The organism is Pseudonocardia aurantiaca, assembly GCF_039526725.1.
Classification (GTDB): domain Bacteria; phylum Actinomycetota; class Actinomycetes; order Mycobacteriales; family Pseudonocardiaceae; genus Pseudonocardia; species Pseudonocardia aurantiaca.
In genome coordinates, this window is the sequence record NZ_BAAAJG010000027.1 from 26,497 (window position 1) to 52,501 (window position 26,005).

General features: G+C 71.7%; 20 protein-coding genes. 12 read left to right on the top strand and 8 right to left on the bottom strand.

Annotated features, from left to right (window positions below; translation table 11 throughout):
- The first annotated feature begins 1 nt into the window (after position 1).
- Complete coding sequence (locus ABD143_RS33080; RefSeq protein WP_343985962.1) at positions 2 to 352, top strand: DUF202 domain-containing protein; 351 nt, start codon at positions 2 to 4, stop codon at positions 350 to 352.
- A 56-nt stretch (positions 353 to 408) separates the two neighbouring features.
- Here the strand turns inward: ABD143_RS33080 and ABD143_RS33085 are convergent, their stop codons facing one another.
- Together ABD143_RS33085 and ABD143_RS33090 are read right to left on the bottom strand one after the other, a co-directional pair.
- Positions 409 to 1,272, bottom strand: a complete 864-nt coding sequence (locus ABD143_RS33085; protein ID WP_343985965.1) for an NAD(P)-dependent oxidoreductase — start codon at positions 1,270 to 1,272, stop codon at positions 409 to 411.
- A gap of 47 nt (positions 1,273 to 1,319) precedes the next feature.
- Entirely contained in the window at positions 1,320 to 2,288 is a 969-nt protein-coding gene (locus tag ABD143_RS33090) for an aldo/keto reductase (protein WP_343985967.1), read from the bottom strand.
- 556 nt (positions 2,289 to 2,844) lie between these two features.
- Between ABD143_RS33090 and kdpF the strand changes: the two genes are divergently transcribed.
- Genes kdpF through ABD143_RS33105 form a run of 3 tightly spaced genes read left to right on the top strand, consistent with a single transcriptional unit; the run spans position 2,845 to position 7,637 of the window.
- On the top strand, positions 2,845 to 2,934 hold the full coding sequence (kdpF, locus tag ABD143_RS33095; RefSeq protein WP_343985969.1) for a K(+)-transporting ATPase subunit F: 90 nt from the start codon (positions 2,845 to 2,847) through the stop codon (positions 2,932 to 2,934).
- Positions 2,935 to 2,989: 55 nt separating this feature from the next.
- Positions 2,990 to 5,077 carry a potassium-transporting ATPase subunit KdpB gene (gene kdpB / locus ABD143_RS33100; RefSeq protein ID WP_343985972.1) on the top strand — a complete coding sequence of 696 codons (2,088 nt, stop codon included), beginning with the start codon at positions 2,990 to 2,992 and terminating at the stop codon, positions 5,075 to 5,077.
- Positions 5,078 to 5,111: 34 nt separating this feature from the next.
- Positions 5,112 to 7,637 carry a DUF4118 domain-containing protein gene (locus ABD143_RS33105; RefSeq protein ID WP_343985975.1) on the top strand — a complete coding sequence of 842 codons (2,526 nt, stop codon included), beginning with the start codon at positions 5,112 to 5,114 and terminating at the stop codon, positions 7,635 to 7,637.
- Between the two features lie 113 nt (positions 7,638 to 7,750).
- Here ABD143_RS33105 and ABD143_RS33110 read toward each other — a convergent pair whose 3' ends face one another.
- The gene (locus tag ABD143_RS33110) at positions 7,751 to 9,475 is read right to left on the bottom strand and encodes a choline dehydrogenase (protein ID WP_343985978.1); all 1,725 of its coding nucleotides are present in this window, start codon (positions 9,473 to 9,475) and stop codon (positions 7,751 to 7,753) included.
- A 373-nt stretch (positions 9,476 to 9,848) separates the two neighbouring features.
- Positions 9,849 to 10,520 carry a dienelactone hydrolase family protein gene (locus tag ABD143_RS33115; RefSeq protein ID WP_343985981.1) on the bottom strand — a complete coding sequence of 224 codons (672 nt, stop codon included), beginning with the start codon at positions 10,518 to 10,520 and terminating at the stop codon, positions 9,849 to 9,851.
- Between the two features lie 164 nt (positions 10,521 to 10,684).
- On the opposite strand from ABD143_RS33115, the gene ABD143_RS33120 reads away from it, so the two are divergent.
- Complete coding sequence (locus ABD143_RS33120) at positions 10,685 to 13,873, top strand: AfsR/SARP family transcriptional regulator (protein ID WP_343985983.1); 3,189 nt, start codon at positions 10,685 to 10,687, stop codon at positions 13,871 to 13,873.
- An 8-nt stretch (positions 13,874 to 13,881) separates the two neighbouring features.
- Here ABD143_RS33120 and ABD143_RS33125 read toward each other — a convergent pair whose 3' ends face one another.
- A complete protein-coding gene (locus ABD143_RS33125; protein WP_343985985.1) occupies positions 13,882 to 14,448 on the bottom strand; it encodes a dihydrofolate reductase family protein in 567 nt (188 codons plus the stop codon).
- 108 nt (positions 14,449 to 14,556) lie between these two features.
- Positions 14,557 to 15,045: a universal stress protein gene (locus ABD143_RS33130; protein WP_343985988.1), complete on the bottom strand. Its 489-nt coding sequence runs from the start codon at positions 15,043 to 15,045 to the stop codon at positions 14,557 to 14,559.
- Between the two features lie 151 nt (positions 15,046 to 15,196).
- Between ABD143_RS33130 and ABD143_RS33135 the strand changes: the two genes are divergently transcribed.
- Positions 15,197 to 16,291 (top strand): hypothetical protein, encoded by a 1,095-nt coding sequence (locus ABD143_RS33135; RefSeq protein WP_343985991.1) that lies wholly within the window; start codon positions 15,197 to 15,199, stop codon positions 16,289 to 16,291.
- Between the two features lie 176 nt (positions 16,292 to 16,467).
- Here the strand turns inward: ABD143_RS33135 and ABD143_RS33140 are convergent, their stop codons facing one another.
- Positions 16,468 to 17,130: a FadR/GntR family transcriptional regulator gene (locus ABD143_RS33140; RefSeq protein ID WP_343985994.1), complete on the bottom strand. Its 663-nt coding sequence runs from the start codon at positions 17,128 to 17,130 to the stop codon at positions 16,468 to 16,470.
- Positions 17,131 to 17,262: 132 nt separating this feature from the next.
- On the opposite strand from ABD143_RS33140, the gene ABD143_RS33145 reads away from it, so the two are divergent.
- The 4 genes from ABD143_RS33145 (at position 17,263) to ABD143_RS33160 (ending at position 22,132) form a co-directional block, all read left to right on the top strand.
- Positions 17,263 to 18,141, top strand: a complete 879-nt coding sequence (locus ABD143_RS33145) for a fumarylacetoacetate hydrolase family protein (protein ID WP_343985997.1) — start codon at positions 17,263 to 17,265, stop codon at positions 18,139 to 18,141.
- Positions 18,138 to 18,914: an alpha/beta fold hydrolase gene (locus ABD143_RS33150; protein WP_343986000.1), complete on the top strand. Its 777-nt coding sequence runs from the start codon at positions 18,138 to 18,140 to the stop codon at positions 18,912 to 18,914. The genes ABD143_RS33145 and ABD143_RS33150 overlap by 4 nt, the downstream gene beginning before the upstream one ends.
- A gap of 31 nt (positions 18,915 to 18,945) precedes the next feature.
- On the top strand, positions 18,946 to 20,178 hold the full coding sequence (locus ABD143_RS33155) for a metal-dependent hydrolase family protein (protein WP_343986002.1): 1,233 nt from the start codon (positions 18,946 to 18,948) through the stop codon (positions 20,176 to 20,178).
- A gap of 340 nt (positions 20,179 to 20,518) precedes the next feature.
- Positions 20,519 to 22,132, top strand: a complete 1,614-nt coding sequence (locus ABD143_RS33160; RefSeq protein ID WP_343986004.1) for a purine-cytosine permease family protein — start codon at positions 20,519 to 20,521, stop codon at positions 22,130 to 22,132.
- A gap of 71 nt (positions 22,133 to 22,203) precedes the next feature.
- Here ABD143_RS33160 and ABD143_RS33165 read toward each other — a convergent pair whose 3' ends face one another.
- Positions 22,204 to 23,985 (bottom strand): PucR family transcriptional regulator, encoded by a 1,782-nt coding sequence (locus ABD143_RS33165; protein WP_343986006.1) that lies wholly within the window; start codon positions 23,983 to 23,985, stop codon positions 22,204 to 22,206.
- A 111-nt stretch (positions 23,986 to 24,096) separates the two neighbouring features.
- Between ABD143_RS33165 and ABD143_RS33170 the strand changes: the two genes are divergently transcribed.
- Positions 24,097 to 25,524 (top strand): aldehyde dehydrogenase family protein, encoded by a 1,428-nt coding sequence (locus ABD143_RS33170; RefSeq protein WP_343986007.1) that lies wholly within the window; start codon positions 24,097 to 24,099, stop codon positions 25,522 to 25,524.
- The gene (locus ABD143_RS33175; protein WP_343986010.1) at positions 25,524 to 25,976 is read left to right on the top strand and encodes a GlcG/HbpS family heme-binding protein; all 453 of its coding nucleotides are present in this window, start codon (positions 25,524 to 25,526) and stop codon (positions 25,974 to 25,976) included. The genes ABD143_RS33170 and ABD143_RS33175 overlap by 1 nt, the downstream gene beginning before the upstream one ends.
- The last annotated feature ends 29 nt before the right edge of the window (positions 25,977 to 26,005 follow it).

Below are 26,005 nucleotides of genomic sequence, written 5' to 3' on the forward strand. Positions count from 1 at the left end.
CGTGCCTCGCCAATCTCAGGGCCAATCTCAGGAGAAGCCCGGACTGCAGGTCGAACGAACGGCCCTGTCGTGGGAGCGCAGCGCGCTCGGGCTCCTTGCCGCAGGCGCGATCCTGCTGTTCCGGCAGAGCGGCCCAGTCTCGGTCGGACGGATTCTTCTGGCCGTCGCGTCGGTGCTGCTGGCGGTGCTCGTACTGGGGCTCGGTCACAGGCGTCGCAGGCGGACCGCGGTGATCCGGGTCGTCCGGGGACGGAACGTGGTGTCCGCCGCCCGGACCGAGGTGCCCCTGTTCGGCTGGGCCGTCGCCGGGTTCGCGGCGGCCACGGTCGTCCTGCTGCTCCTGCCCTACTAAGGAGCGCCTGACAACTCGGCCCTACTGCGCTACGGCCGGAGTTGTCCAGGACCCTCCTACGACCGAGCCTCCAGGATCGTCGCGACCACCGCCGAGAAGTCGAGGTCGGCCGCTCCGTCCCGGGCCGCCTGTTCGAGCCAGCTCTGCGACGCCGCGGCGAGCCTGAGATCCGGACCCGATCCGGCGGCGGACTCCCCGACCAGGCGAAGATCCTTCAGGGCCAGGCTCAGCTTGAAGGTGGGCGGGTAGGTGCCGGACTCGATGTTGGCGCGCTTTCCGCGGACGATGGGTCCGATCGGCGAGTCGACGAGGACGTCCAGCAAGGTCGTACGCTCGATCCCGAGCGTGTCGGCGAGCGCGAGGGCCTCGCCGAGGGCCGTGATGGCGACGCCGAGTGTCAGGTTGACGACAACCTTGGTAGCGGCGCCCGCGCCCGGTCCTCCCACGTGGTGCACGTTGCCGAGCGGGTCGAGCAGCGGCTGGACGTAGTCGAAGGCCGCCTGACTGGCCCCGACGTAGATCTCGAGCCGGCCGGTGCTCGCTTCGGGAACGCTGCCCCGGACCGGGGCGTCGACCAGGGTGACGTGGCTCGGCAGGCGCCGCGCGACCGACGCGATCATCTGCGGGCCGACCGTCGACATGTCGATGACCCGCTGCCCGGGGCTGAGCGCGCCGACCACGCCCTCGTCGCCGAACAACACCTGCTCCAGCGCCTCCGGGGTCGCCACCATCGTGAAGACGGCATCGGCCCCGGCCACGGCTTCGGCGGGCGACGAGGCCACGGAGGCGCCCTGGTCGACGAGAGGCCTGGTCTTGCCGCTCGTCCGGTTCCAGACGGTGAGGTCGTGGCCGGCTTCGATCAGCCGGGCCGCGATCGGCGTGCCCATCAGCCCGAGGCCGAGGAACGCTAGCTTTGCCATGAGGTGGTCCTCTCTCGGATCCTGTGTGGTCACATGCCTTCGGGTGGTCACATGCCTTCGGGGTGCGGTCCCCACACGGGCGCGGCGTCCACGAGGATCGCGTCGATCTTGTCGAGGTCCTCCTCCGAGAGGTGCAGGTCGGCTCCGCCCGCGGTGCCCTCGAGCTGGGACGGCCTGCGGGCGCCGACGATGGACACGGCGACCGCCGGGTCGGCGAGCGTCCAGGCCACCGCGAGCTCGGGCAGCGTGACGGCCCGTTCCCGGGCGAACTCCCGCAGCCGCTCCACCACCTGCAGGTTCCGGCGGAGGGTCTCTCCCGTGAAGTCCGGGCTCTTGGCGCGCCAGTCGTCGGGCCCGAAGGTCGTGTCGGTAGTCATCCGGCCCCCTAGGAGTCCGTGGGCCAGCGGCCCGTAGACGAGCACCCCGATGTCGTGTGCGGCGGCGTAGGGCAGGATCTCGTCCTCGATGTCACGGCGGAACATGTGGTACGGCGGTTGCAGGGTCTCCAGCCGGCCGAACCGCCGGAGGTCCTCCATCTCGCCGACGTCGTAGTTGGATACGCCAACGTGGCGCACCTTGCCCTCGCGGACCAGCTCACCGAGCACCTCGGCGGTCTCCTCGGCCGGAGTGTTCAGGTCGGGCCAATGCACCTGGTAGAGGTCGATGTAGTCGGTACCGAGGTGGACCAGGCTCGCCTCGGCGCCCTTGCGTAGCCAGTCCGCGCTCGCGTCCCGGACCACGTTGTCGCCCTCCATGCGCAGGCCGCCCTTGGTGGCGATGACGACGTCCTCCCGCTGGGCCCGCTCGCGGAGTGTTTCTCCGAGCAGCCGCTCGGCGGCCCCGAAGCCGTAGCCCTGCGCGGTGTCGAAGAAGTTGATCCCGAGCTCGAGTGCCCGGTGGATGCTCGTCCGGCTTTCCTCGAGGTCGGAGGCTCCCCAGTCGCCACCGAAAGCCCATGTGCCGAAGGCGACGGCGGAGACATCGAGGTCGGTCTGCCCGAGACGGACTTGGCGCATCTTCTGTGTCACTTCCCTGGTTCGGCGAGACTCTCGACCCCGTCGAGGGTTGCCGTGGACGTCCTCGGTGTCGTCCGCGCTATCCCGAATACGCGGTGCCTGCCACCTGGAGTCCGCACCCCCCTGCTAGCAAGGGCCCCGCGCAGGCCGACCGCTCGGGCGTCGTCAACGATCTTCGCCCCGGCGTGGAGAAGTGGGACAGCCCGCTTACCGAGACCGTTTTCGACACGAACGGAAGACTGCGCCCGTTCGACGACATATCTAGATATCCCGAGGGTGACCCGCTGCGCGATCTGAGCAACCTCGCGATCACCGCGCCCGATGCCACGCCGCCTGCGGAAACTCCGGACTGGGCCGCCGCGCTGCAGCGCGTCGGGGTCACGATCCGTAAGGGGTCGCCGCTTGCGGTCGGCGGTACGCTGGCTGGCTCCGGATTGCTCCGTGGCGGATTGAAAGGAGCTGCTGGACCTGGCCTACGCGCGCCTGTGATCGAGCCGTCGCAACAGAGAGACATCGATCCAGTGTGTTCGTCCCGCACCAGAGATCGGCAGTCCCGATGGTCGTGCAGAATGTCGTGGGTGGGATTCTCGCCCTGTTCCTGCTGGTGTACCTGGTCGTAGCCCTGATCCGGCCGGAGCGGTTCTGATGCCCCCGGCCAACGCGAGGCTGCTTGTGCTCGGCCCGATCGCGGAGTCGCTCGCGTGAGGTCGCCGACGTCGATCAAGGACCGGCAGGAGCGGCACGCGGAACGGGCCGGGCGCACCGTCACGGCCGGGGCGTTCCGGCCCGCGCAACTGCTCGCCGCCCTGCCTGACGCACTGCGCAAGCTCGACCCGCGCACGCAACTGCGCAACCCGGTGATGTTCGTGGTGTGGGTCGGGTCGGTGCTCGTCACCGTGCTCGCAGCGGTTGAACCGAGCCTGTTCGCCTGGCTGATAGCGGTGTGGCTGTGGTTCACCGTGCTTTTCGCCAACCTCGCCGAGGCGGTGGCCGAGGGCCGGGGCAAGGCGCAGGCCGAGACGCTGCGCCGGATGCGCAAGGACACCGTCGCCCGAAGGCTTCGCCGCGACGGCAGCGAGGAGAGGGTGTCCGGCAGCGAGTTGGCGGTCGGCGATCGGGTCGTGGTCGAGGCCGGCGAGCTCATCCCGGGCGACGGTGACATCGTCGAAGGCATCGCCTCGGTCGACGAGTCGGCGATCACAGGCGAGTCGGCCCCGGTGATCCGCGAGTCCGGAGGCGACCGCTCCTCGGTGACCGGCGGAACCACCGTGCTCTCCGACCGGATCGTCGTTGAGATCACCACCAGACCCGGCGAGACCTTCGTCGACCGCATGATCGCCCTCGTGGAGGGCGCGCGACGGCAGAAGACCCCCAACGAGATCGCCCTGACCATCCTGCTCGCGACCCTGACGATCATCTTCCTGCTGGCGGTGGTGGCGCTGCAGCCAATGGCCGGCTACTCGGGCCAGCAGCAGTCGCTCGTGGTGCTCACCGCGCTGCTGGTCTGCCTTATCCCCACCACCATCGGGGCGCTGCTGTCCGCGATCGGCATCGCAGGCATGGACCGGCTGGTGCAGCGCAACGTGCTGGCCACGTCGGGACGTGCAGTGGAGGCGGCAGGCGACGTGGACACCCTGCTGCTCGACAAGACCGGCACCATCACCTACGGCAACAGGCAGGCGACCGAGCTCATCCCGCTCGATGGCACCGACATGGCGGAGCTCGCGGCGGCGGCGCGGCTGTCCAGCCTGGCCGACACCACCCCGGAAGGACGCAGCATCGTCGCGCTGTGCGCCGCCCGGCACGACCTGCCCTCCGAGGCGACCGGCTCGGAGGCGGCGGCCGAGTTCGTGCCGTTCAGTGCCCAGACCCGCATGTCAGGGATCAACCTCGACGGCAGCGAGGTCCGCAAGGGAGCCGGGAGGTCGGTGGCCCGCTGGGTCACCGAGCACGGAGGCGAAGCCGACCCAGCGGTCGGCGCCATCGCGGACCGCGTCGCCCAGCAGGGCGGCACGCCGTTGGTGGTCGCGCTCGCCCGCGCCGGTCATGCCTCCGCGCTGGGGGTGATCCGGCTGTCCGACGTGGTCAAGCCCGGCATGCGGGAACGGTTCGCCGACCTGCGGGCCATGGGCATCCGCACTGTGATGATCACCGGGGACAACCCGCTCACCGCGACGGCGATCGCAGGTGAGGCAGGGGTGGACGACTTTCTCGCCGAGGCCACCCCCGAGGACAAGATGGCGCTGATCCGCCGCGAGCAGGAAGGCGGCCGGTTGATCGCCATGACCGGGGACGGCACCAACGACGCTCCCGCCCTGGCGCAGTCCGACGTCGGGGTGACCATGAACTCCGGGACGGCCGCTGCCAAGGAGGCCGGCAACATGGTCGACTTGGACTCCGATCCCACCAAGCTCATCGAGATCGTCGAGATCGGCAAGCAGCTTCTCATCACCCGCGGGGCCCTGACCACGTTCTCGGTGGCGAACGACGTCGCCAAGTACTTCGCCATCATCCCGGCGATGTTCGCGGCGATCTATCCGCAGCTCAACGCGCTCAATGTGATGCGGCTGGCCACGCCGGAGTCCGCGATCCTGTCCGCGGTGGTCTTCAACGCGCTCATAATCGTGGCACTCATCCCGCTGGCGCTGCGCGGCGTGCGCTATCGCCCGTCGTCCGCGGCGGCGCTGCTGCGCCGGAACCTGCTGATCTACGGGCTCGGCGGGATCATCGTGCCGTTCATCGGCATCGCCGCGATCGACCAGGTCGTCCGCCACCTCCCGGGAATCTGACTCGCATTCCGGCAAATCGGAGGATGATGACGCCGTGGGTAGGCGCGGCGAGCTGCGCATCTACTTCGGGTCGGCACCCGGGGTCGGCAAGACCTACGCCATGCTCGGCGAAGGTCGGCGGCGGGCTGATCGCGGCACCGACGTCGTCGTCGGGTTCGTCGAGACCCACGGGCGGGCCAGGACGGCGGCCAGGCTGGACGGGCTCGAAACCGTCCCGCGGCGCCGACTGGTCCATCGCGGCACCGAGCTGACCGAGCTGGACGTCGACGCCGTCCTCGCCCGCGCTCCGCAGGTCGCACTGATCGACGAGCTCGCCCACACCAACGTCCCGGGATCGAAGCACCCGAAGCGGTGGCAGGACGTGGAGGAGCTGCTCGAAGCCGGCATCACGGTGCTGTCCACGGTCAACGTCCAGCACCTGGAGTCGCTCAACGACGTGGTCGAGCGGATCACCGGCGTGCGGCAGAAGGAGACCGTGCCGGACGAGGTGGTGCGTCGCGCCGAGCAGGTGGAGCTGGTCGACATCACCCCCGAGGCACTGCGGCGGCGGATGGTGCACGGCAACATCTACGGGCCGGAGAAGGTCGAGGCGGCGCTGGCCAACTACTTCCGGCCCGGCAACCTGATCGCGTTGCGCGAGCTGGCATTGCTCTGGGTGGCAGAGGAGGTCGACCTCGCCCTGCTGCGCTACCGCACCGACCGGCAGATCGGCGAGGTGTGGGAAACGCGGGAACGAGTGGTGGTAGCCGTCACCGGGGGTCCGGAGAGTGAGACGGTGCTCCGCCGTGCCGCCCGCCTGGCCATGCGGTTCGGGTCCGCCGACCTGATGTGCGTCCACGTGCTGCGCGCCGACGGGCTGCCGGGCGGTCCGGTCAGTGCGCTGGCCGGGCTCCGCCGGCTCGCGGAGGATCTAGGAGCGTCGTTCCACACCGTCGTCGGCGACGACGTCACGACCGCGCTGCTCGACTTCGCCCAAGGAGCCAACGCCACCCAGCTGGTCATCGGCACGTCGCGGCGCTCCCGGCTCGCCCGCGTGTTCGCCGAGGGCATCGGTGCCCGTGTCGTGCGGGCGGCCGGCCCGATCGACGTGCACATGGTCAACCACGACGACGCAGGACAAGGGCTGCGGCTGCGCGTGCGCCGTGGAACGCTCTCGCCGCACCGGCGCCTCGCGGCCTGGGCCGCCGGTCTCGTCCTGCCCGCGCTGGCCACAGCCGCCGGGATGCTGGCCCCCGGCACGATCGCGCTGCCCACCGACGTGGTGCTGTTCTTCCTGGCCACCATCGCAGTCGCACTGATCGGAGGGCTCGGACCCGCGTTGCTGGCCGCCGTGGTCGGCGGACTGCTGCTCAACTTCTTCCTGATCCCGCCGCTGCACAACTTCGGCGTCGCCTACCAGGAGCACGTCATCACGCTCGTGGCGATGGTCATCGTCGCGGTCATCGTCGCGCTGCTTGTCGACCGAACCGCGCACCGCGCCGAGCAGGCGGCCCGCGCGCGCACCGAGGCAGCGCTGCTCACCTCGTTCTCCCGGACCGTGCTCACCCCCGACAACCCGCTGCCCCGGTTGCTCGGCACGGTGCGCGAGGCCTTCGGCCTCACTTCGGTCGCCATCGTGGAGCGCGCCCAGGACGGCCACTGGGTGACGACAGCTTGCGCCGGCCCTAACAACTGCGACCGGCCCGAGGACGCCGAGGTGGACGTGGAGCTCGAACCCGACATCCACCTCGTCGGCACCGGCCGATCGCTCGCGGCCGCCGATCGAGGGCTGCTCGAGACGATGGGCGGCCAATCCCTGCTGGCGCTGCGCAACCAGCGGATCGCCGCCGAAGCCGCGGACTCCAAACGGCGAGCGGAATCCTCGGCGGTGCCCACCCCGCTGCTTTCGGCCATCGGGCACGACCTGCGGACCCCGCTGACGTCGATCAAGGCCGCGGTGACGTGCCTGCGAGATCCCCAGTTGGACCTGTCCGAATCCGACAGCGCCGAACTCGGCGCGGCCATCGAGGAGTCGACCGACCGGCTCATCGGGCTCATCAGCAACGTGCTGGACTCTTCGCGGCTGGCCGCCGGAGCCGTCTTCCCGCAGCTGGCTGCCGTGGGCTACGACGAGGTCGCCGCCCACGCCATCGACGCCTTGCCCGAAGCCCACGCGGTGGACGTCGAGATCGACGAGTTCATGCCCGAGGTCCTCGCCGACGCCGGCCTCCTTGAACGCGTCATCGCCAACGTGGTCGACAACGCCCTGCGGCACGGCCGCGGCGCGCCCGTGGCGATCCGCGGAAGAGCTCTCGCCGACCGCGTCGAGCTGCGGATCGTCGACTCCGGTCCCGGCGTTCCCCCCGCCACCCGGGTTGCCTTGTTCACCCGTCGGTTCACCCCGTACCGGCGCCGCAGGAACCGGAACGCGACCAGCGGGGTCGGCCTCGGGCTCACCGTCGCCCGCGGCTTCACGGAGGCCATGGGCGGAACCATCTATGCCGAGGACACCCCGGGCGGGGGGCTGACCGTGGTCATCGCCCTGCCGGCGGCCCGGCAGGTCACGCAGGTCCCGCAGTGACCCGCGCACTCATGTAGGCGACGACCCGCACCTGCCGGCGCTATCGGAGACGCGGTTCCTGACACCGTCCTCTGTCCACGCCCAACCCTCAACACCGGGAATGACGTGCCCGGTCAGGGCCGTGCGGTTCCCAGTCCGGTCCGTTCCCCGCGCGCGGCCGGTTCGGTCCAGGAACCGCTCGGCTGTTCGGGGGGCAGCGGCGTTGCGCCGAGGATGATGTCGGCGCTCTTCTCGGCGATCATCATGGACGGGGCGAGAGTGTTGGCGTTGGTCAGCGACGGCATCACCGAGGCGTCGACGACACGCAGGCCGTCGATTCCGTGCACCCGCATCGTGTCGGGGTCGATCACCGACTGCTCGTCGCGGCCCATCCGGAGGCTGCACGCCACGTGCAGACCGGCGCGCGCGGTGCGGCGCACCCACGCGATGATCTCCTCGTCGCCCTGCACGGACGGACCGGGGAGCGTCTCGCCCGCGTCGAGCTCGTGGAACGCCGGCTGCCCGAGCAGCTCGCGGGCCTTGCGGATGCCGTTGATCCAGCGGTCCTCGTCCTTCGGCCCGGTGAGGAAGTTCAGCACGATCCGCGGGTGCACCTCCGGGTCCGGGGAGACGATCGACACCGAGCCGCGCGCGTCGGACTGCATGACGCCGACGTGCATCTGGTAGCCGTGGGCACCGACCTCGACGGAGTCGTCGGCGCTGTGCATCGCGAGCGGGGCGAGCAGGAACATGAGGTCGGGCTCGCCCTCGGCGAAGTCGCTGCTGACGAAGCCGCCCGCCTGCATCGGGTTGCGGGTGGCCGCGCCGCGACCGAAGAGCACGGCGTCGAGCACGAGGCCGGGCCACTTCGACTTGCTGCGGATCGACGAGAGCGAGACTGGCTGCGCGCACCTGTGCTGCACGTGGACGGCGAGGTGGTCCTGCAGGCCCTGGCCGACGGCGGGAAGATCGTGCACGACGGAGACGCCCAGCCGCTGCAGGTGCCCGGCATCGCCCACACCCGAGACCTGCAGGAGCTGCGGCGAGCCGATCGCGCCGCCGCAGAGCACCACCTCGGCGCCGCGCACCTCCGCCGGCTCGCCGTCCTTCCCCTGGTACCGCACGCCCACGGCGCGCGTCCCCTCGAAGAGGACCTTGGTGGCGGAGGCGTGGCAGCGCACCGTGAGGTTGGTCCGGTCGCGGACGGGGTGGACGTACGCGGCGGCGACGGACGCCCGGCGGCCGCGGTCCACCGCCTGGTCCAGCCCTGAGAAGCCCTCCTGCGCGTCGTCGTTGATATCGGGGACGACCGCGTAGCCGGCCTGGCGGGCGGCCTCGAAGAAGGCGCCGAAGATCGGTCCCTCGGCCGGGCCGCGGTGCAGCGGCTGCGGGCCCGTGCGGCCCCGGCCGGTGCCGGGCGGCTCGTCGATGCACGCCTCCAGCCGGCGGAAGTAGGGCAGGCAGTGCGCGTAGTCCCACGCCTCGGCCTCGGCCTCGACGCCCCAGCGGTCGTAGTCGGCCCCGTGTCCGCGCTGGTAGATCATCCCGTTGATGCTGCTCGACCCGCCGAGCACCCGGCCTCGCGGATGGTGCAGCTGGCGCGACCCGAGCCCCGGTTCCGGCTCCGACTCGTACCGCCAGTCGTAGCTCTTGCTGCCCACGGGGAACCCCATGGCGATCGGCAGCTGCAGCCGCGGGTCCCACCAGTGGTCGGGTGGGCCGGCCTCCAGGAGGAGCACCCGCGTCGACGGATCCGCGCTGAGTCGGTTCGCGAGCACACAGCCCGCCGCGCCACCCCCGACGATCACGTAGTCGTAGTCGCGGTCGTCGCTGCCGTTCCCCTGGCCCTGCCGTTGCATCGCGCCCCTCCGCTGCTGGTGTGTCAAGCAGGACTCCAGCAGAGCACGGGGATGCTGTAAGAACGCTGAGTACGCGGACTCCGGGGCGCGTCAAGATCACGTCAACATCGCCCATCGTGACGCGTGACTCCCCTCCCCATACGAGCCTCCACCATTGCCCGAATGCGGGGGAACGGCCGGAACCGGCGCGGCAGGTGAGCGGGCGACGCCGGGGGCGCGCCGGCCGGGAAGAACCGCGGCCGGTCTCGACGTGGATCTTCTTCGCGCTGCTGTGGCTGGCCGTTGCGCTCTCCGGCGTCGGGCTGTACCTGGTCGAGGGTGCACCCGCCCGACCCGCGGCTCGCGAGCAGGTGGAGAGGAGGTGCTGCTCCTGTCACCGGGTGTGCTGTGCGGCCTTGGCCCGGAGGAGTTCGCGGAACAAGTCGCGGCACAGCTGCGCCACCAGCGTCTGCGCGGACGGATCGTCGAACTGGTGGCCCACGTCGGGGATGACGGCGACGCGGGCCGGGCCGGCGATGCGGTCGGCCGCGAACTCGTTGATCTCGCGGAGCTTCGTGTCGTACTCGCCCACCGTGAGGAGGGTCGGTGCGTGTGCGATGAGGAGGAACTCGCCCGCGAGGTCCGGACGGCCACTGGCTGCGGCGATCGCGCGCACCCAGTGGGGCCGCGCCGCCGCCGCGATCAGGGCGGCGGCGCACGCGGTATGTGATCCGAACAGCCCGCCGGGCAGCCGCGCGGTGGGGTGCTCGGCCGCGATCAGGTCGATGAGCGCGATCGTGCGGACGCCCAGCAGGTCGGCGTTGAACCGCAGCTCGGCGGTGGCGGCGTCGATCCGTCGTTCCGTGGCGGTGAGGAGGTCGACCCGCACGGTGGCGATCCGCGCTTCGTTCAGCAGGTTCGCCACTCGCAGGTCGCGCTTGTCGTCGCGGTAGTCGTTCAGACCCCGCAGGAAGAGCACCACGGCGGTCGGGTCCTCCGGCACCGCAACGTCGCCATCGAGGTTCATTCCGAGTACATCGAAGGTCCGGGATTGCGGCACGGTCACGGCACGACTGTTCCCGGCCGGTCCCGTCATGGCATGACCCTGGTGTGGTGAGTATCCGCGCCAGATTGCCCCTGGGCGCACCGTTTGGCGCGCCCGCCCCGGGAGCACCTGACCGTGTCCACATGCGCCGGTCACGCGCCGGCGGGGCTTCGTAGCCTTGGGCCGTGCGATTCGGGGTGCTGGGGCCGCTGGCCGTGTGGACCGACCATGGCGAGCCGGTCACGATCCCCGGGCGCAAGGTGCGGGCCGTGCTGGCGGACCTGCTGGTCCACGAAGGCCGTCCGGTGTCGGTCGACCGGCTGGCCGAGGATCTGTGGGGCGAGGTGGCGCCGGCCGACCCCACGGCCGCGCTGCACGTTCGGGTCTCGCAGCTGCGCCGGGCCATGGCCGGTGCCGAGCAGGGCGGCCGGGAGCTGGTGGTGTCCCAGGCGCCCGGCTACGCACTGCGGGCCGGGCCCGACGCGGTGGACGCGGCACGGTTCGCGACCCTGGTCAGGAAGGCGCAGGCGGCCGGGGACCCGCGGACCCGGGCGGGGCTGCTGGCCGAGGCGCTGGCCCAGTGGCGAGGGCCGGCCCTGGCCGACTTCGCCGACGAGGAGTTCGCCCGCGCGGCCGTCGCCCGGTGGGAGGAGCAGCGGCTGACCGCTGTGGAGGCGCACGCCGAGGCCCGGCTGGACCTGGGTGAGCATCACGAGCTGATAGGCGAGCTGGCAGAGCAGGTGACCCGGCACCCGTACCGGGAGCGGCTGCGGGCGGCCCAGGTGCGGGCCCTCTACCGGGCCGGCCGGGCGGGCGAGGCCCTGGACAGCCTCCGGGAGCTGCGACATCGGCTCGCCGAGGAGCTGGGCCTGGACCCCGGCCCGGAGCTGGCCGCGCTGCACCAGGCCATCCTGGCCGCTGACCCCGACGAGGACCCACCCACGCCTGCCCCCCGGCCGGTCCGGCCCACCACCAACCTTCCGGCGCCGGTGACCGAGCTGATCGGCCGGGACCACGAGGTCACCCGGGTGCGGGAGCTGCTTGCGGCCGGGCGACTCGTCACGCTCACCGGCCCCGGCGGCGTGGGCAAGACCAGCGTGGCCATCGCGGTGGCCCGGGCCATGGTCGAGGGATGCCCCGACGGCGTGTGGCTGGTCGACCTGACCACATGGGACGGGTCGGGAGATCCAGCCGAGTTCGCGCTCTCCGCATTGGCCATCCCGGACGCGCCGGGCCGTTCGGTGCCGGCGCACGAGCGGCTGGCAGCCGCATTGCGGGAGCGGCGGATGCTGCTGGTGCTGGACAACTGCGAGCACGTGGTCGAGGCGGCGGCTGGGCTGGTCGGGCAGCTGCTCCCGGCCGCGCCCGGCGTGCGGGTGCTCGCCACCAGCCGGGAGCCGCTGCGGCTGCGCGGCGAGGCGCGGTGGGACCTGCCGCCGCTGGAGGTCCCCGACACCGACGACCCGGCCCGGCTCGCCCGTTCCTCCGCCGTTCGGCTCTTCCTGGTCCGGGCCGGGTTGGCGCCGACGCCGGAGACAGTGGCCGGCGTGGCGGAGGTGTGCAGGCGGCTGGACGGCATCCCGCTGGCGCTGGAACTGGCCGCCACGCGGGTGCCGGCGCTCGGTGTACCCGAGCTGGCGGCCCGGCTGCAGGTGCCCCAGGACCTGTTCGGCCTGCTGGGCGCCGGGCCGCGGGACGCGCCCGCCCGGCAGCGCACCCTGGCGGCGGTGATCGACTGGAGCTGGCAGCTGCTGACCGGGGCCGAGCGGGCTGTGCTGCGCCGGCTGGCCGTCCACTCCGGCGGCTGCACGCTGGCCGCGGCCGAGGCGGTGTGCGCCGGGGACGGGCCCGCCGCCGGCGACGTGCTGGACCTGCTCGCCGGGCTGGTGGACCGCTCGCTGGTGGTGCGCGGTGACGGGCCCCGGTACCGGCTGCTGGAGTCGGTCTCCGCGTACTGCCTGGACAGGCTGCGCGAGAACGGGGAGGAGGCGGCGCTGCGGCGCAGGCACGCCGACCATTACCTGGCCCTGGCCGAACGGGCGCAGGCGCAGCTGCGCGGGCCGGGCCAGCGGGAGTGGTTGCGACGTCTGGACGCCGAGGCCGCGAACATGCGGGCGGCCCTCGACACGTTCCGACGCGAGGATGCGGCCGCGCCCGCGCTGCGGCTGGCCGGCGCCCTGACCTGGTACTGGTTCCTGCGCGGCCGCCTCACCGAGGCGCGGCGGGCGCTGGCCGGGGCGTTGGCCGTGGCGAGCGAGGCGCCCGCCGGCGTCCGGGCAGGCGCCGAGGCCTGGCGCACTGGCCTGGCGATCCGGCAGGGCCAGGCCGGGCCCGAGCGGGTGGCCGAGGTGCTGCGGGCCTACGAGAACACGGCGGATCCGGCCGGGCTGGCCATGGCCGAGTGGTTCCTGGCCGCGGCGATCATCGACTTCGGGGACGCGACGGCCACCGGCGAGCTGCTGGCGCGCGCGCTCGACAGGTTCCAGGCCGCCGGGGACCGGTGGGGCGAGGCGGCGGTGCTGAGCACCAGGGCGATGCTCGCGCACATCCGGTACGACCTCGCCGCGCTGGAGCACGACGCCCGGCGCAGCGCCGAGCTGTTTGGCGAGCTGGGTGACGACTGGGGGGTGCTGCAGGCCACGGACTGGCTGATCGGCCTCGCGGACCTGACGGGCGATCATGGGGAGGCGGCTCGGCTGAGCCGGACCGGCCTGCGGATCGGCGAGGAACTGGGGCTGTGGTCCGAGGTGGCCGGTCGATTGTCCTGGCTGGCCTGGACCTCCGTGCAGACCGATGACTACCCGCGGGCCCACGAGTACGCGGAGCAGGCGAGGCGGCTGGCTTCGGAGCAGGGGCTGCGGACCGGAGAGGTGTTCGCCACCATCAGCCTCGCGTTCGCCGCCCGCCGGGACGGCAACCTCGGACGGGCCGAGGAGCACCTGCGGTGGCTGCTGGCGTCCGCACGGCAACAGCAGACCGGTGAGGGCAACCCGCCGTACCTGACGATGGTCCTGGTCGAGCTCGGGCTGCTGGCCGGGCAGCGGGGTGACCCGGCCGCGGCGCTCGCCTTCCACCGGGAGGGCTTCGATGTGCTCCGGGGGCAGAACTCGATGGGCACGGCGTCGGCTCTGGTGGGCATGGCCGCCGCCCTGGTACTCGACGGGCGAGTGGGTCTGGCGGCGCGGCTCCTCGGCGCGGCCGAAGCGGCACGGCGGCAGACCGGACAGCCGCTGTCCGCCTGGGAACGCGACGAGCTGGCCCGGATCACTGCCGCGGTCCAGGCTGCCGAGCCCGACTTCGCCACCCTGTTCGCGCGCGGCGCCGAGCTCACGCCCGAGCAGGCCCGGTCCCTGGTGGACGGGGACCGGGCCTGACCGTGTGATCACTTGGGCACGTAGACGTGGACCGCGATTCCCGACGCGAACCGGTTCACCTCGGCCAGCTCCAGGTGGGTGGTGTCGAACCCGGCGCCCTCGAACAGGTGCTTGCCGGCCCCGACGATGACCGGGAAGTACCAGAAATGGAACTCGTCGACGAGACCGTGCTCCACCAGGGTGCGGTCCAGCTCGCCGGTGCCCCACTTCAGGATGTCCTTGCCCGGCTGCTCCTTGAGCTTCGCGACCTCCTCGGCCACGTCACCCTGGATGAGGGTGGCGTTCCAGGTGGTCTCGGTCAGGGTCCGCGACGCCACGTACTTGGGCATGCTGTTGAACCACTCGGCGGAGTCCCCGTCCCGCCCGGACCAGGCCTCCGCGAACCCCTCATAGGTCACTCGCCCCAGCAGCATGGCGTCGCCCGAGTCCATCAGCTTCTGGGCGTAGCCGGCGTGGTCCTCGTCCCAGTACGGCTGGCCCCAGTGCTGCGGCTCCGCCCGCGACGCCGTGGAAGGGCGGGTGTCGTCGATGATGCCGTCCAGCGACACGAACGTCGACTCGATGATCTTGCGCATTTGTTCTGCCCCCTTGCCTTTGCCAGCGGCCCGTGCCGCCGGCTTGGTGGCTCCAGACTGGAGGGCAGCCCTTACCGTTTCCTTCAGGTTCGCCTTCGGACGGAAGGGTCAGGACTCCTCCTCGGGTTGCCGGGCCACCAGCACCGGGCACGGGGCGTGCCGGAGCAGCCCCTTGGTCGTGCTGCCCAGCAGCACGTCGCGCAGGGCGCTGTGGCCGTGCCTGCCCACGGCGATGGCGGCCGCGTCGACGTCTCCCGCCACCCGGACGATGGTGTCGATCACCGACATCTCGTCGGCGACGGCGAGCCCTTCCGCGGGCATTCCCAGCGACGTCGCGATCGCGGCGCCGCGCCGGGCCATCTCCTGGGCATCGGCGTACGCGGCCTGGTCAAGCTCGGCGGCGGCGCGGAGGTCCAGCCCCGCCGGCGGGAGATCGAGACTCGCACTGGGGATGGTGGCGAAGTCGTACGCGACTCCCGCCTCCCAGACCACGACCACCAGGCCGCGCCGCGGGCCCATCAACCGGGCGGCCTGCTGCAGGGCGAGCAGCGCGGCGGGGGAGCCGTCGAACGCGATGACCACGGGACCGGACGTCATGGGGTGGGGCTTCCCCGAACCGGGCGGTGGAACCGCGGGTGCGGCGGCAACCGCAATTCGGCTCGGCCGCCCGGACCGGTCCCCATCCCCGCGTAGCGTCAGGCTCCGGCCCCGCTCGCGGAGGGGCCGAACCTGGAAGGGGTTGCGAGCCATGCACAGCGTCGTTGCGGCCCTGGTCGGGCTGGCCGGTGGGGTGTGCGTCCTGCTGACCGTGGTGTCGGCTGTGAAGACGGTCGTCGTCCCGCGCGCCTCCCCGGTGTTGATCACTCGCGTGGTGTTCGTCGCGATGCGTGGGCTGTTCGCCGCGGTGCTGTGGCGCAGCCGGGACTTTCGCTCCAAGGACCGGGTCATGGCGCTGTACGCGCCGTTCAGCCTGTTGATGTTGCCAGTGGTGTGGCTCGTGCTCGTCGTCGGCGGCTATACGGCGGCCTTCTGGTCGCTGGGCGTGCGGCCATGGCCGGAGGCGTTCCTGGAGAGCGGCTCGTCGCTGCTCACGCTCGGCTTCCGCCCGCCGACCGACACGATCACCGCGTTGCTCACGTTCTCGGAGGCGGTCATCGGGCTCGGTCTGCTCGCCCTGCTCGTTTCGTACCTGCCGTCGATCTACGCGTCCTACTCCCGCCGGGAACTGATGGTCACCGCGCTGGACTCGCAGGCAGGCAGCCCACCGTCGGCCGCGGAGCTGCTGGAGCGAGAAGCGCGCATCGACGGGATCGGCGAGCTCGACACCTTCTGGCAGGAGTGGGCCCGCTGGTTCGCGGACATCGCGGAGACGCACACGTCGACGCCGAGCCTGGTGTATTTCCGCTCGCCGCAACCCGATCGGTCGTGGGTGACCGCGGCGGGCGCGGTACTCGACGCGGCGGCACTCGTGGCGTCGACCCTGGACGCGCCGAAGCAGCCGTCCGCCGACCTGTGCATCCGCAGCGGCTACCTGGCGCTGCGGAACATCGGCGACTTCTTCGTCATGCCCTATGACCCCGACCCGGCACCGGACGACCCGATCTCGATCACCCGCGCCGAGTACGACGCCGTCTGCCTGCGTATTGCGGAGGCGGGCGGGAGGCTCAAACCCGACCGCGACCAGAGCTGGCGCGACTTCGCCGGCTGGCGGGTCAACTACGACGCCGTGTTGCTGCGCTTCGCATCACTGTGCATGGCCGCGCCCGCACTCTGGTCGTCCGACCGCGCTGTCCCGTTCTCCCGCGCGCCGGTCACCCGTCGCCGCGCCCGGTCCCGCCTCTAGGAGCGCGCTGAAAAGCTCGGGCCTACTGCGCGACGCCCAGGCAGCCACCTCGCCGCGTTGTCGTCGGGCCCGATACAACAGCGGTATCGGGCCTCTCCTTCGCCTTGCGATGCGGCCACCTGGACGCCGCTCGCTACGGCCGGAGCTTTTCAGCACCCTCCTAGTGCGCAGGCGCGTCAGCGGCGCCCGAGCAGGTTGTCCGAGACGTTCTCCAGGTGCGCCCGCATGCACTGCTGGGCGCCCTCCGGGTCGCGATCGCACAGCGCCTCGACGATCGACGTGTGCTCCTCGTGGTAGCACCGCCTGCGTTCCGGGCTCGATGTGCGGCGCTTGAGGCTGCCCCACACGGGCAGCGCCCGCGCGGTGTTCATGACGTCGAACATGTTCATGAGCAGGCCGTTGTGCGCGGCGAGAGCGATCGCCCGGTGCAGCCGGGCGTCCCAGCTCTCGAAGCCCTCGAAGTCCTCGGCCCGGCCGCCCGCGCGGAGGCACTCCGCGATCCGGTCGAGGTCGGCCTGGGTGGCCACCCGGGCGGCGTGCGCGGCCACCGGCGGTTCGAGCAGCAGCCGGACCTGCATGATCTCCGCCGGGCTCGTGTCGGCGGGCGCACCGCCCAGAGGGGGCGCCGCCGCGTCGGTGAGGAACGTGCCGCGCCCGACGTGGCGGATGACCAGGCCGTCGCGTTCGAGGGCGTCCAGCGCACGCCGGACGGCGCTGCGCGGCGCCGCCAGCCGCTCGACCAGGTCGCGCTCGGTCGGGAGCTTCGAGCCCGGGGCGAGCGTGCCGTCCTCCGCCCCGCGCGCGAGCAGGGCGCGCAGGGTCTCCTCCACGGCCGGCATGGGCCCACCATAACGCAGACGTGACCAATCCGAACCAATCACCCGCCCGAATTCCGGCCTCGACAGCAGGAGCTGCACGACGTACGGTCGGCCTGGTCGGGATTGGTTTCAATTGGTTCAGATTGGTGCGGCATGAAGCTGGTGACCATCTCCTCGGCCACGGGGCGGTCCGTCGGCGTGGTCGACGCCGCCACTGGCACCGTCCGTGACGTCGGCGGGCTCATCCCGCCCGGCGCCGGGCTGCTCGAGGTGATCGAGCGCTGGGACGAGGTCGGCCCGCTGCTGCGGGATCGCGCCGGGGAGCTGTCTGCGCAGCCGCTGGAGTCGGTCGAGCTGCTCGCGCCGGTCCCCGTGCCGCGGCGCAACGTGTGGTGCGTCGGCAAGAACTACCGCGACCACGCCGTCGAGTTCGGCCGCAGCGGCTACGACACCCCCGACCGCTCCGATGCGCTGCCGGAGCGGCCGATCATCTTCTCGAAGGCCACCACGTCGGTGACCGGCCCGGACGCGCTCGTACACCCCGGCCCGACCCGCGAGCTGGACTACGAGGGCGAGCTGACGGTGATCATCGGCCGGGGCGGGCGCGGCATCTCCCGCGAGGACGCCTACGACCACGTGTGGGGCTACACGCTCATCAACGACGTGACGGCCCGGGACGTGCAGCGCGACCACAAGCAGTGGCTGCTCGGCAAGTCCTTCGACACCCACTGCCCCATGGGCCCGTACGCGGTGACGGCCGACGAGATCTACGACGTCACCGCGCTCGAGCTGGAGACCACGGTCAACGGGGAGCGCAGGCAGTGGGCGCCGCTCAAGGACCTGATCTTCGACATCCCCGAGCTGATCTCCACGATCTCCGCCGGCACGACGCTGCTGCCCGGCGACCTCATCGCCACCGGCACTCCCGCGGGAGTCGGCCTCGGCTTCGACCCGCCGCGCTTCCTGGAGAGCGGCGACGTCGTCGAGGTGACGGTCACCGGCCTCGGGACCCTCCGCAACCGCATTGCGTGAGAAAGGACGACATGTACGTCAACGGAAGGGAACTGGCCGTCGAGGTGGAGGGCGCGGGTCCCACCGTGCTGATGGTCCACGGCCTCGGCGGCACCTCGAACTTCTACCAGGTGCAGGCCGAGGCGCTGGCCGAGCGCTTCCGGGTGGTCCGGGTCGACTCCGCGGGCGCCGGACGCTCGCCGGTGGCCGACGGCATCGGCATCGGCTCGCATGCCGAGGACCTCGCCGGGGTGCTGGACGGGCTCGGCGTCGACGCGGCGGCCGTCGTCGGGCACTCCATGGGCACGCTGGTCGTCCGCGAGCTGGCCCGGCGCCACCCCGGCAGGGTCTCCGCGCTGGCGCTGCTCGGCGCGGTGCGCGAACCGGCAGATGTGGGCCGGCAGGCCCAGCGCGACCGCGCCGCCGTGCTGCGCGAGAAGGGCACCGCCGCGGTCGCCCCCGGTGTGGTCGCGAACGCGCTCTCGGAGACCACCCGCCGCGAGAAGCCCGAGGTCGCGGCGTTCGTCCGCGAGCTAGTGATGCGCCAGGACGCCGAGGGCTACGCCCGCAACTGCGAGGCGCTCGCCGCCGCCACCGAACCCGGTCCCATCGCCCCCGGGCTGCCGCTGCTGCTGATCACCGGCTCCGACGACAAGGTCGGCCCGCCGGAGGCGAGCCAGGAGATCGCCGACGCGCACGGCAGCGGGAGCGTCGAGATCCTCCCCGGGGTGGGGCACTGGACCGCGCTCGAAGCCGCCCGTCCCGTCACCGACCTGCTGCTGAAGTTCCTCTAACCGCCCGCCCCACACCACCAGGAGGGCAATGATGCCTGCTCCGACCAGCAAGGTCCTGTTCCGCGGTGTGAGCATCCTCGACTCCACCGGCGCGGATCCCTACCCCGGCGACGTGCTCGTCGAGGGCGACCGTATCGCCGCCGTCGGCACCGTCGACCCGGCCGCGGCCGAGGGCGCTCGCGTGATCGAGGGGCGCGGCCGCACGCTCATGTCCGGCCTGTGCGACGCGCACACGCACTTCAGCTGGAACAACAGCGCCGACCTCGACGGCCTGGGCACCATGCCCGTCGAGGAGCACCTGCTGTTCTGCCTGGAGTCCGCGCGCACCTACATCGACTCCGGCTACACGATGTGCCTCGGCGCCGCGTCGGCGAAGGAGCGGCTCGATGTCGTCTGCCGGGACGCGATCAACGCAGGCCGCATCCCCGGCCCGCGCTACCTCGCCAACGGCCCCGAGATCGCCGTCACCGGCGGTGCGCTGATCAAGTCGATCACCAAGTTCGCCGACGGCCCCGAGGGCATGCGCAAGGCCGTGCGCGAGCTGATCGACATCGGTGTGGACCAGATCAAGCTGTCGATGACCGGCGAGGAGATCACCGGCACGCAGCATGCCGAGGACACCTACTTCTCCGACGAGGAGGTGGCCGCCGCCGTCGCCGAGGCCCACCGCCGCGGCAAGCGCGTCTGCGCCCACGCCCGGAGCGCAGAGAGCGTCAAGATGTGCGTCCGGAACAAGGTCGACATCATCTACCACGCCAGCTTCACCGACGCCGAGGGCATGGACATGCTCGAGGCCAACAAGGACTGGGTGTTCGTCGCGCCCGGCATCAACTGGCTCGTCGCCACGCTGTACGAGGCCGAGTCCTTCGGCTTTCCGCAGGAGGCGGCCGAGGCCGTCGGTTACAAGAAGGAGCTGGAGCAGGCGATCGAGGGCCTGCGCGAGATGCACCGGCGCGGGATCAAGGTGCTGCCCGGCGGTGACTACGGCTTCGCCTGGACGCCGCACGGCACCTACGCCCGCGACCTCGAGCACTTCGTCGAGCTGCTCGGCTTCACGCCGCTGGAGGCGATCATCTCCGCCACCGCGTGGGGCGGCGAGATCATGCTGCGGCCCGACGAGCTGGGCAAGGTGCAGCCCGGCTACCTGGCCGACCTGCTGCTCGTGGACGGCGACCCCCTTGCCGACATCACGATCCTGCAGGACCGCGGGCGCCTGCACTACATCATGAAGGACGGCAAGTTCCACAAGGAGGCGGCGGACTAGCCCGCGCCGCTCCCGCCCAACCCGGGGCAACCCCGACCCGGGCAATCCCAACCCGGGCAACGTCGACCGCGATCAAGTCCCGGCCTCCGTCTGAGCCGAACTCTCGATCGGCTGACCGAGCCGTCCGAACGGCTCTGAATCGAGGGCTGCCACCCGACGCCGCGTCACCGGTATCCGGGCGGCAGCCCTCGCTGCACCACACATCCCTTCCCTGGACGAGTGGCTGGCGCCGGCCGGAGAGCCCGTCAGCCGTGATCGGCCCTCCCCGTCTCGACGGCCGCACGGTCCAGGTCTGCCGCACCCCCGACCTCTCGCAGATCGTCTTGACAATGGAGCAGACATGATGCGTGGCGACACAGGAGACTCGGTCGTCTCCTCCACCGCTGGCACTGACATACCCGCGCTCGACGTCTCCGACCACGATGATCCCGCCGTCATCGCCGAAGCCGCCCGCGACGACTACTCCCTGCACGTCGTGCCGCGCAGCTGGAGGCTGTCGTCCTCGAAGATGGCGCTGGCCTGGTCGTCGGTCATGGCCGCCATGTTCTGGGTGGTCGTCGCCGCCGGCGCCTCCCTCGTCGTGGGCACCCGACAGGCACTGATCGGTCTGGTCGCCGCGGTCGTGGTCCATGGTGGGTTCTGCTACGTCGTGTCCCGCACCGCCGCGTCCACCGGCCTGACGGTCGGCCTGTTCTCCCGCGCCCTGTTCGGCTACCGGGGTGCGGCGATCGCCACGCTCGCGCTCGCCCTCACCGGGACGTGGTTCGCCGTGTTCGAAGGGTCTGTGCTGGCCGTGGCCGCGCAGGCGCAGTTCGGCGGGCCCATCCAGCTCTGGTACGCGGTCGTCACCGCCTGCGGGATCTCACTCGCCATCGGCGGCGTGCGTGTCTGGCTGGAGAAGGTCAACGCCTTCCTGTTGCCGATCTTCGCCGTCGGTCTTGTCGCGACGGTGGTCTGGTCGACCGTCGAGTACGGCTACAACAGCGCCTGGCTCACCGCCGAACCGCAGACTGCGACGCCGATGGCCGGCCCGGGCTGGCTGTTCGTCTTCGCCATCTACATGGGCGTGTTCTCGAACATGCTCTACACGTTCGACTTCGCCAGGATGGGCCGCGTGCAGGACACCCGCACGAACGGGCTGCACACCTTCGGCTTCACCTTCTACTTCTTCACCATCCTCGTCAACGGCGCGGTCGGCATCTACCTGGTGCACACCCTGCCCCTGCAGGAAGTCAGCGAAGCCGGGCTGGTCCAGGGCATCGTGAAGCTGATGGGGGTGGCTGGTCTCATCTTCATCGTCGCCACCCAAACGAAGATCAACACGGCCAACTTCTACATCGGCTCCGCGAACTTCCAAAGCTTCTTCTCCCGCGCGTTCGGCCTGAACCTCGCCCGCACCGTGTGGGTGTTCGTCGTCGGCGTGGTGTCCTTTGCCGTGATGATCATGAACATCTTCAGCTTCATCAACACATGGCTCGCCTACCAGGGCACGATCCTGGCTTCCTGGGTCGGCATCGCATTGGTCTTCATCGTCGCGCGGCGGCGGGCCGACCTGAACGCCTTCGAGTTCCGGCCCGGCCGGGTCCCCAGCCTCAACCCCGGCGGAATCACCGCCTGGATCGTCTCCTCCGGCGTCGGCATCTACCTGATCGCCTCGAACAGCCCGATCGCGAGTACCTGGGCACTGGTCATCACCTTCGTCCTGTCCGTGCTGCTCAGCGCCGTGTCACTGTTGGCGTCGAAGGACAAGTGGTTCGCCCTTTACCGCCCGCACGACCCACGCGACGAGGTCACCGACGTCTGGAACGACCGGATCCGCTGCAACAGCTGCCACAAGTCCTATGTCGCCGTCGAGATGGACCGCGACCCGAGCCGGGGGTACCAGCCCATCTGCGCCTCCTGCGCCACCGGGCACTCCTTCCGCGCAGCCGCGGTCGCGGAAGCCACCACGTGAGCACAGCCGAACTGAACGCGTGACGACCTGTCGCCGGCGCCGCCACCGCGGCGTCGGGCGGCCCCGCCGGCTCAGGGCGGCGGGGCCAGCTCGGCGTCCAGGCTGTCGTTGACCTGCCGCAGGTTGTCGATGTGGTGGGCGAGCCACACCATGAACTGGGTGTCGGCCGACCGGATGTCCATGCCGAGCACCCGGGATACCCGGTCGAGCTTGTACAGCGTGGTGTTGCGGTGCAGGCCAAGCCGGCGCGCCGCCGCGTTGAGGTTGCCGGACTCGGCGATGTAGGCGAGCACCACGCTCTCCAGGTTGCGGGCGTGGCCGTCGGCCTTGCGCAGCGGTTCGAGCACCTCGTTGGCGAAGGTCTGGCCGTTCTCGCTGTCGGCGAGGTCCGACAGCGCGACGAAGATGCGCAGCTCGTCATAGCCCGCGATCGGCGGGACGTCCACCCTGCGGCCGAGCGCCAGCGCGGTGCGCGCCTCCCGGTAGCTGTTCGCGACGCCGCGCGCGCCGGTGCCGACCCGGCCGAAGGCCACGTGGACCTGCGTGCCGGTGCGGTCGCCGATGAGCTTGCGCAGCTGCCCCGCGAAGGCGCGCACCAGCTCCTGCTCGCTCAGGGCGTCGGCGGTCGAGCCGTTGCGCGCGACCGGCCGGACGACAACCAGGTTGCCGCCGATGTGGGTGGCCAGCGTGGGGTTGCCGGCCAGCGAGTCGATCTTCTCGGCGGCCCGGGCGACGGCTGTGGAGCGGCGGCGGGCGCGCTCGTCGTCCAGGTCGGGCGGGTTCATCGCCGCCACGCACACGGCATACCTGCCGTCGGTGTGGAAGCCGTGGTGGCGGGCCCGCGCGAGGAGCTGCTGGCCGTCCTCGAACCGGCCGTGGACGAGGCCGACGACGAAGTCACCCCGCGTCCGTTCCTCGGCCTCGGTCATCGAGCGGATCCGCAGCATCTCCGAACCGACGAGAACCGCTCCTTCCGCGGCGACGATCCGGCGCTGGGCCTTGTCGTGCGGGTCGGCGCCCGCGGGTTCGAGCACGGCGACGAGGCCGCTGATCTCGCCGCCGTACATCACGGGCGCGATGATCGGCGCGCAGGTGACGGCGCCGTCCTCGACGGGGCCGATGACGGCCACTCCGGGCGCCGCCGTGCCGCTGGTGACGACTTGTTCGAGGTGCTGCCCGAGCACCCCACTGATCACAGTCGCGTCCGGTTTCGGGGTGGCCGAGGTCGCCTCGTAGGCGAGCACCGTGCCCTCCAGGTCGATCACCATCACGGGCGCCTCGCTCATCCGGGCCATCCCGTACGCCAGCGGCGGGATGCCGGCGCCGCGGGCGAGGATCTCGCCGAGGGACCGGTGCACCCGGTCGCTGTACTGCAGCACGTGGGTGGCCTGGGCGAGGACCTTCGTGGCCACGAGCTGGCTGACGGCGCGGTAGTCGGCCGTCGGCGACAGCAGGGCGAGGGGGAGCGCGGCCTCGTCGGCGGCGCGGCGGGCCTCCGGGAAGGCGAACGGCAGCTCGCTCGGGGTTGCGGCGTCACCGGGCTCGGTCTGCACGAGCACCGCGACGCCGCCGTGGGCGGCCACCGTCCTGATCGTGGCGGCACCGTCCGGACCGCGCAGGCGCGCGGCGTGGGCGTGCACGACGATCCCGGAGGGCGGGGACTGCCCGTTGCTGCCCGGCCCCTCGGTGTCGTCCAGCTCGGAGAGCGGGAGGCACCATTGCACCGGCTGGTGGACGCCCGCCAGCCCGGCCACCAGCGTGTTCCGCAGGAGGGGCTCGGCGAGCAACGCGCCGACGTCGATTCGGTCGTCGGTCGGCCGGTCCAGGCGCTGTGCAACGTCATGCTGTGCCATGTGCCCACATCTCGATCCGTCGAGGGTGCAGTTCGTCCAGTGTCAGACATGGTGACGCGACCGCAGAATCATGGCTAGACGGCAATCTCCACAATCGCTCGGAGGTTCTTCGTGCATTCCGTACCAACCGCTACCGCGCTCGCCCGCGAATCGGTCGATCCGGCGTCCCCGGCGAACGTGGTCTTCCGGTACGCGGAGGCGACCGCGGCCGACGCGCGTTCCGCGGTGGCCGCCGCCGCCACGGCCGCGGTGGGCTGGGCCGCCTCCCCCGCGCAGCGCCGGGCGACGGTACTGACCGCGATCGCCGACCTCATCGAACGGCGGGCCGACGACGTCGCCGCGCTGATCAGCCGCGAGGAGGGCAAGCCACTCGCGGCCGCCCGTGGCGAGGCCGGCAAGTCGGCCGAGCAGTTCCGGCTGGCCGCCCAGCTCGCCTACCTGGTGGAGGGGACGACCTACCCGCAGGAGGCCGGCTCGACGTTCGCGTACACGCTTCGCAGCCCGCTCGGCGTGGTCGTCGCGATCACGCCGTGGAACTTCCCGCTCTCGCTCGCCGCGCGCAAGATCGCGCCGGCGCTGGCGGCGGGCAACGCCGTGGTGTTCAAGCCGTCGCCGGTGACCGCCGGCGTGGGTTCCTGGCTCGCCGACGTGGCGGCCGAGGCCGGCCTGCCGGACGGGGTGCTGCAGCTCATGCAGGGGCAGGACCCGGAGGCCATGACGGCGCTGATCTCCGCGCCCGAGGTGGCGGGGATCAGCTTCACCGGTTCCGACGCCGTCGGCGCTGTCATCCGCCGGCACGCCAACGGTCGTGCTCGGCTGCAGCTGGAGCTCGGCGGGCACAACGCTGCGGTCGTCTGTGCCGACGCGGATCTCGACGCCGCCGCGGCGAAGGTGGCGGGCGGCGCGTTCGACCTCACCGGGCAGGCCTGCACGTCCACCGACCGGGTGCTGGTGGCGGCGTCGATCGCGGCGGAGTTCACGGAGATGCTCGCAGCCAAGGTCCGCGCGCTGCGTGTGGGCCGCGGTGACCGGGCGGGCGTCACCACCGGTCCGGTGGCGACGCAGGCCCAGTTCGAGCGGCTGACCCGGCTGAAGGAGTCGGCGATCGACGCGGGCGCCCGCGTGGTGGCCGAGGCCGCGCTCGACGACGAGCGCGACCCGGCGGGCTGGTGGGTCATCCCGACGCTGTTCGCCGACGTGCCGGCTGGGTATCCGCTGGTCGAGGGCGAGGTGTTCGGGCCGTACCTGTCGGTGCTGCCGGTCGACTCGGTCGAGGAGGCACTGCGGGTGGTCAACTCCTCCGCCCACGGCCTCGTCACCGCCGTCCACACCCGGGACCTCGGGGTGGCGCACCGGTTCGCCCAGCAGGCGGCCTGCGGCATCGTGAAGATCAACGACCGGACGACGGGCAACGGGGTCGCGCCGCCGTTCGGCGGTTGGAAGGCCTCGAGCGGAGGCGCGTTCCCCGAAGGCGGGCGCCAGGCGCTCGACTTCGTGACCGACACCAAGACCGTCTACCTGAACTACGGAGAGCACTGATGCAGACGATCCACCGCCTGACCCTCGAGGACGCACTGGTACTCCTGCGCGCCGCGGAGGAGGAGGCCAACCGGATCGGGGTGAAAGAGACGATCTGCATCGCCGACGAGGGCGCGCATCCCATCGCGCTGCACCGGATGACCGGCGCGCGGCTCACCGGTGTGGAGATCGCGATCGCGAAGGCGTTCACCGCGGCGGGGCACCAGCGCGCCACCCACCTGTTCAACGAGCCGCCCAGCGGACCGGCGCTGCCGGGCAACGAGGCGTTCGGCATCCAGCACATGCACCCCGGCCGGTTCGCCGTGTTCGTCGGCGGGTTCCCGATCGTCTACCGGGGCCAGGTCGTTGGCGCCGTCGGCGTGAGCGGCGGCAACGGCGAGCAGGACAAGGCCGTCGGAGCGGCGGCGCTGGCCGCGTTCGAGCGGCTCGTCGCAGACGTCGTCACCGTCTGACGGCCCGGCCGACACCGCCCGGCCGACAC

Bases quoted from the DNA above. Each gene is read 5' to 3' on its own strand.
- ABD143_RS33085 (WP_343985965.1), bottom strand. From the start codon at position 1,272: ATGGCAAAGCTAGCGTTCCTCGGCCTCGGGCTGATGGGCACGCCGATC.
- ABD143_RS33090 (WP_343985967.1), bottom strand. From the start codon at position 2,288: ATGCGCCAAGTCCGTCTCGGGCAGACCGACCTCGATGTCTCCGCCGTC.
- kdpF (WP_343985969.1), top strand. From the start codon at position 2,845: ATGGTCGTGCAGAATGTCGTGGGTGGGATTCTCGCCCTGTTCCTGCTG.
- ABD143_RS33110 (WP_343985978.1), bottom strand. From the start codon at position 9,475: ATGCAACGGCAGGGCCAGGGGAACGGCAGCGACGACCGCGACTACGAC.
- ABD143_RS33125 (WP_343985985.1), bottom strand. From the start codon at position 14,448: ATGCGCAAGATCATCGAGTCGACGTTCGTGTCGCTGGACGGCATCATC.
- ABD143_RS33130 (WP_343985988.1), bottom strand. From the start codon at position 15,045: ATGACGTCCGGTCCCGTGGTCATCGCGTTCGACGGCTCCCCCGCCGCG.
- ABD143_RS33135 (WP_343985991.1), top strand. From the start codon at position 15,197: ATGCACAGCGTCGTTGCGGCCCTGGTCGGGCTGGCCGGTGGGGTGTGC.
- ABD143_RS33140 (WP_343985994.1), bottom strand. From the start codon at position 17,130: ATGCCGGCCGTGGAGGAGACCCTGCGCGCCCTGCTCGCGCGCGGGGCG.
- ABD143_RS33145 (WP_343985997.1), top strand. From the start codon at position 17,263: ATGAAGCTGGTGACCATCTCCTCGGCCACGGGGCGGTCCGTCGGCGTG.
- ABD143_RS33155 (WP_343986002.1), top strand. From the start codon at position 18,946: ATGCCTGCTCCGACCAGCAAGGTCCTGTTCCGCGGTGTGAGCATCCTC.
- ABD143_RS33160 (WP_343986004.1), top strand. From the start codon at position 20,519: ATGATGCGTGGCGACACAGGAGACTCGGTCGTCTCCTCCACCGCTGGC.
- ABD143_RS33165 (WP_343986006.1), bottom strand. From the start codon at position 23,985: ATGGCACAGCATGACGTTGCACAGCGCCTGGACCGGCCGACCGACGAC.
- ABD143_RS33175 (WP_343986010.1), top strand. From the start codon at position 25,524: ATGCAGACGATCCACCGCCTGACCCTCGAGGACGCACTGGTACTCCTG.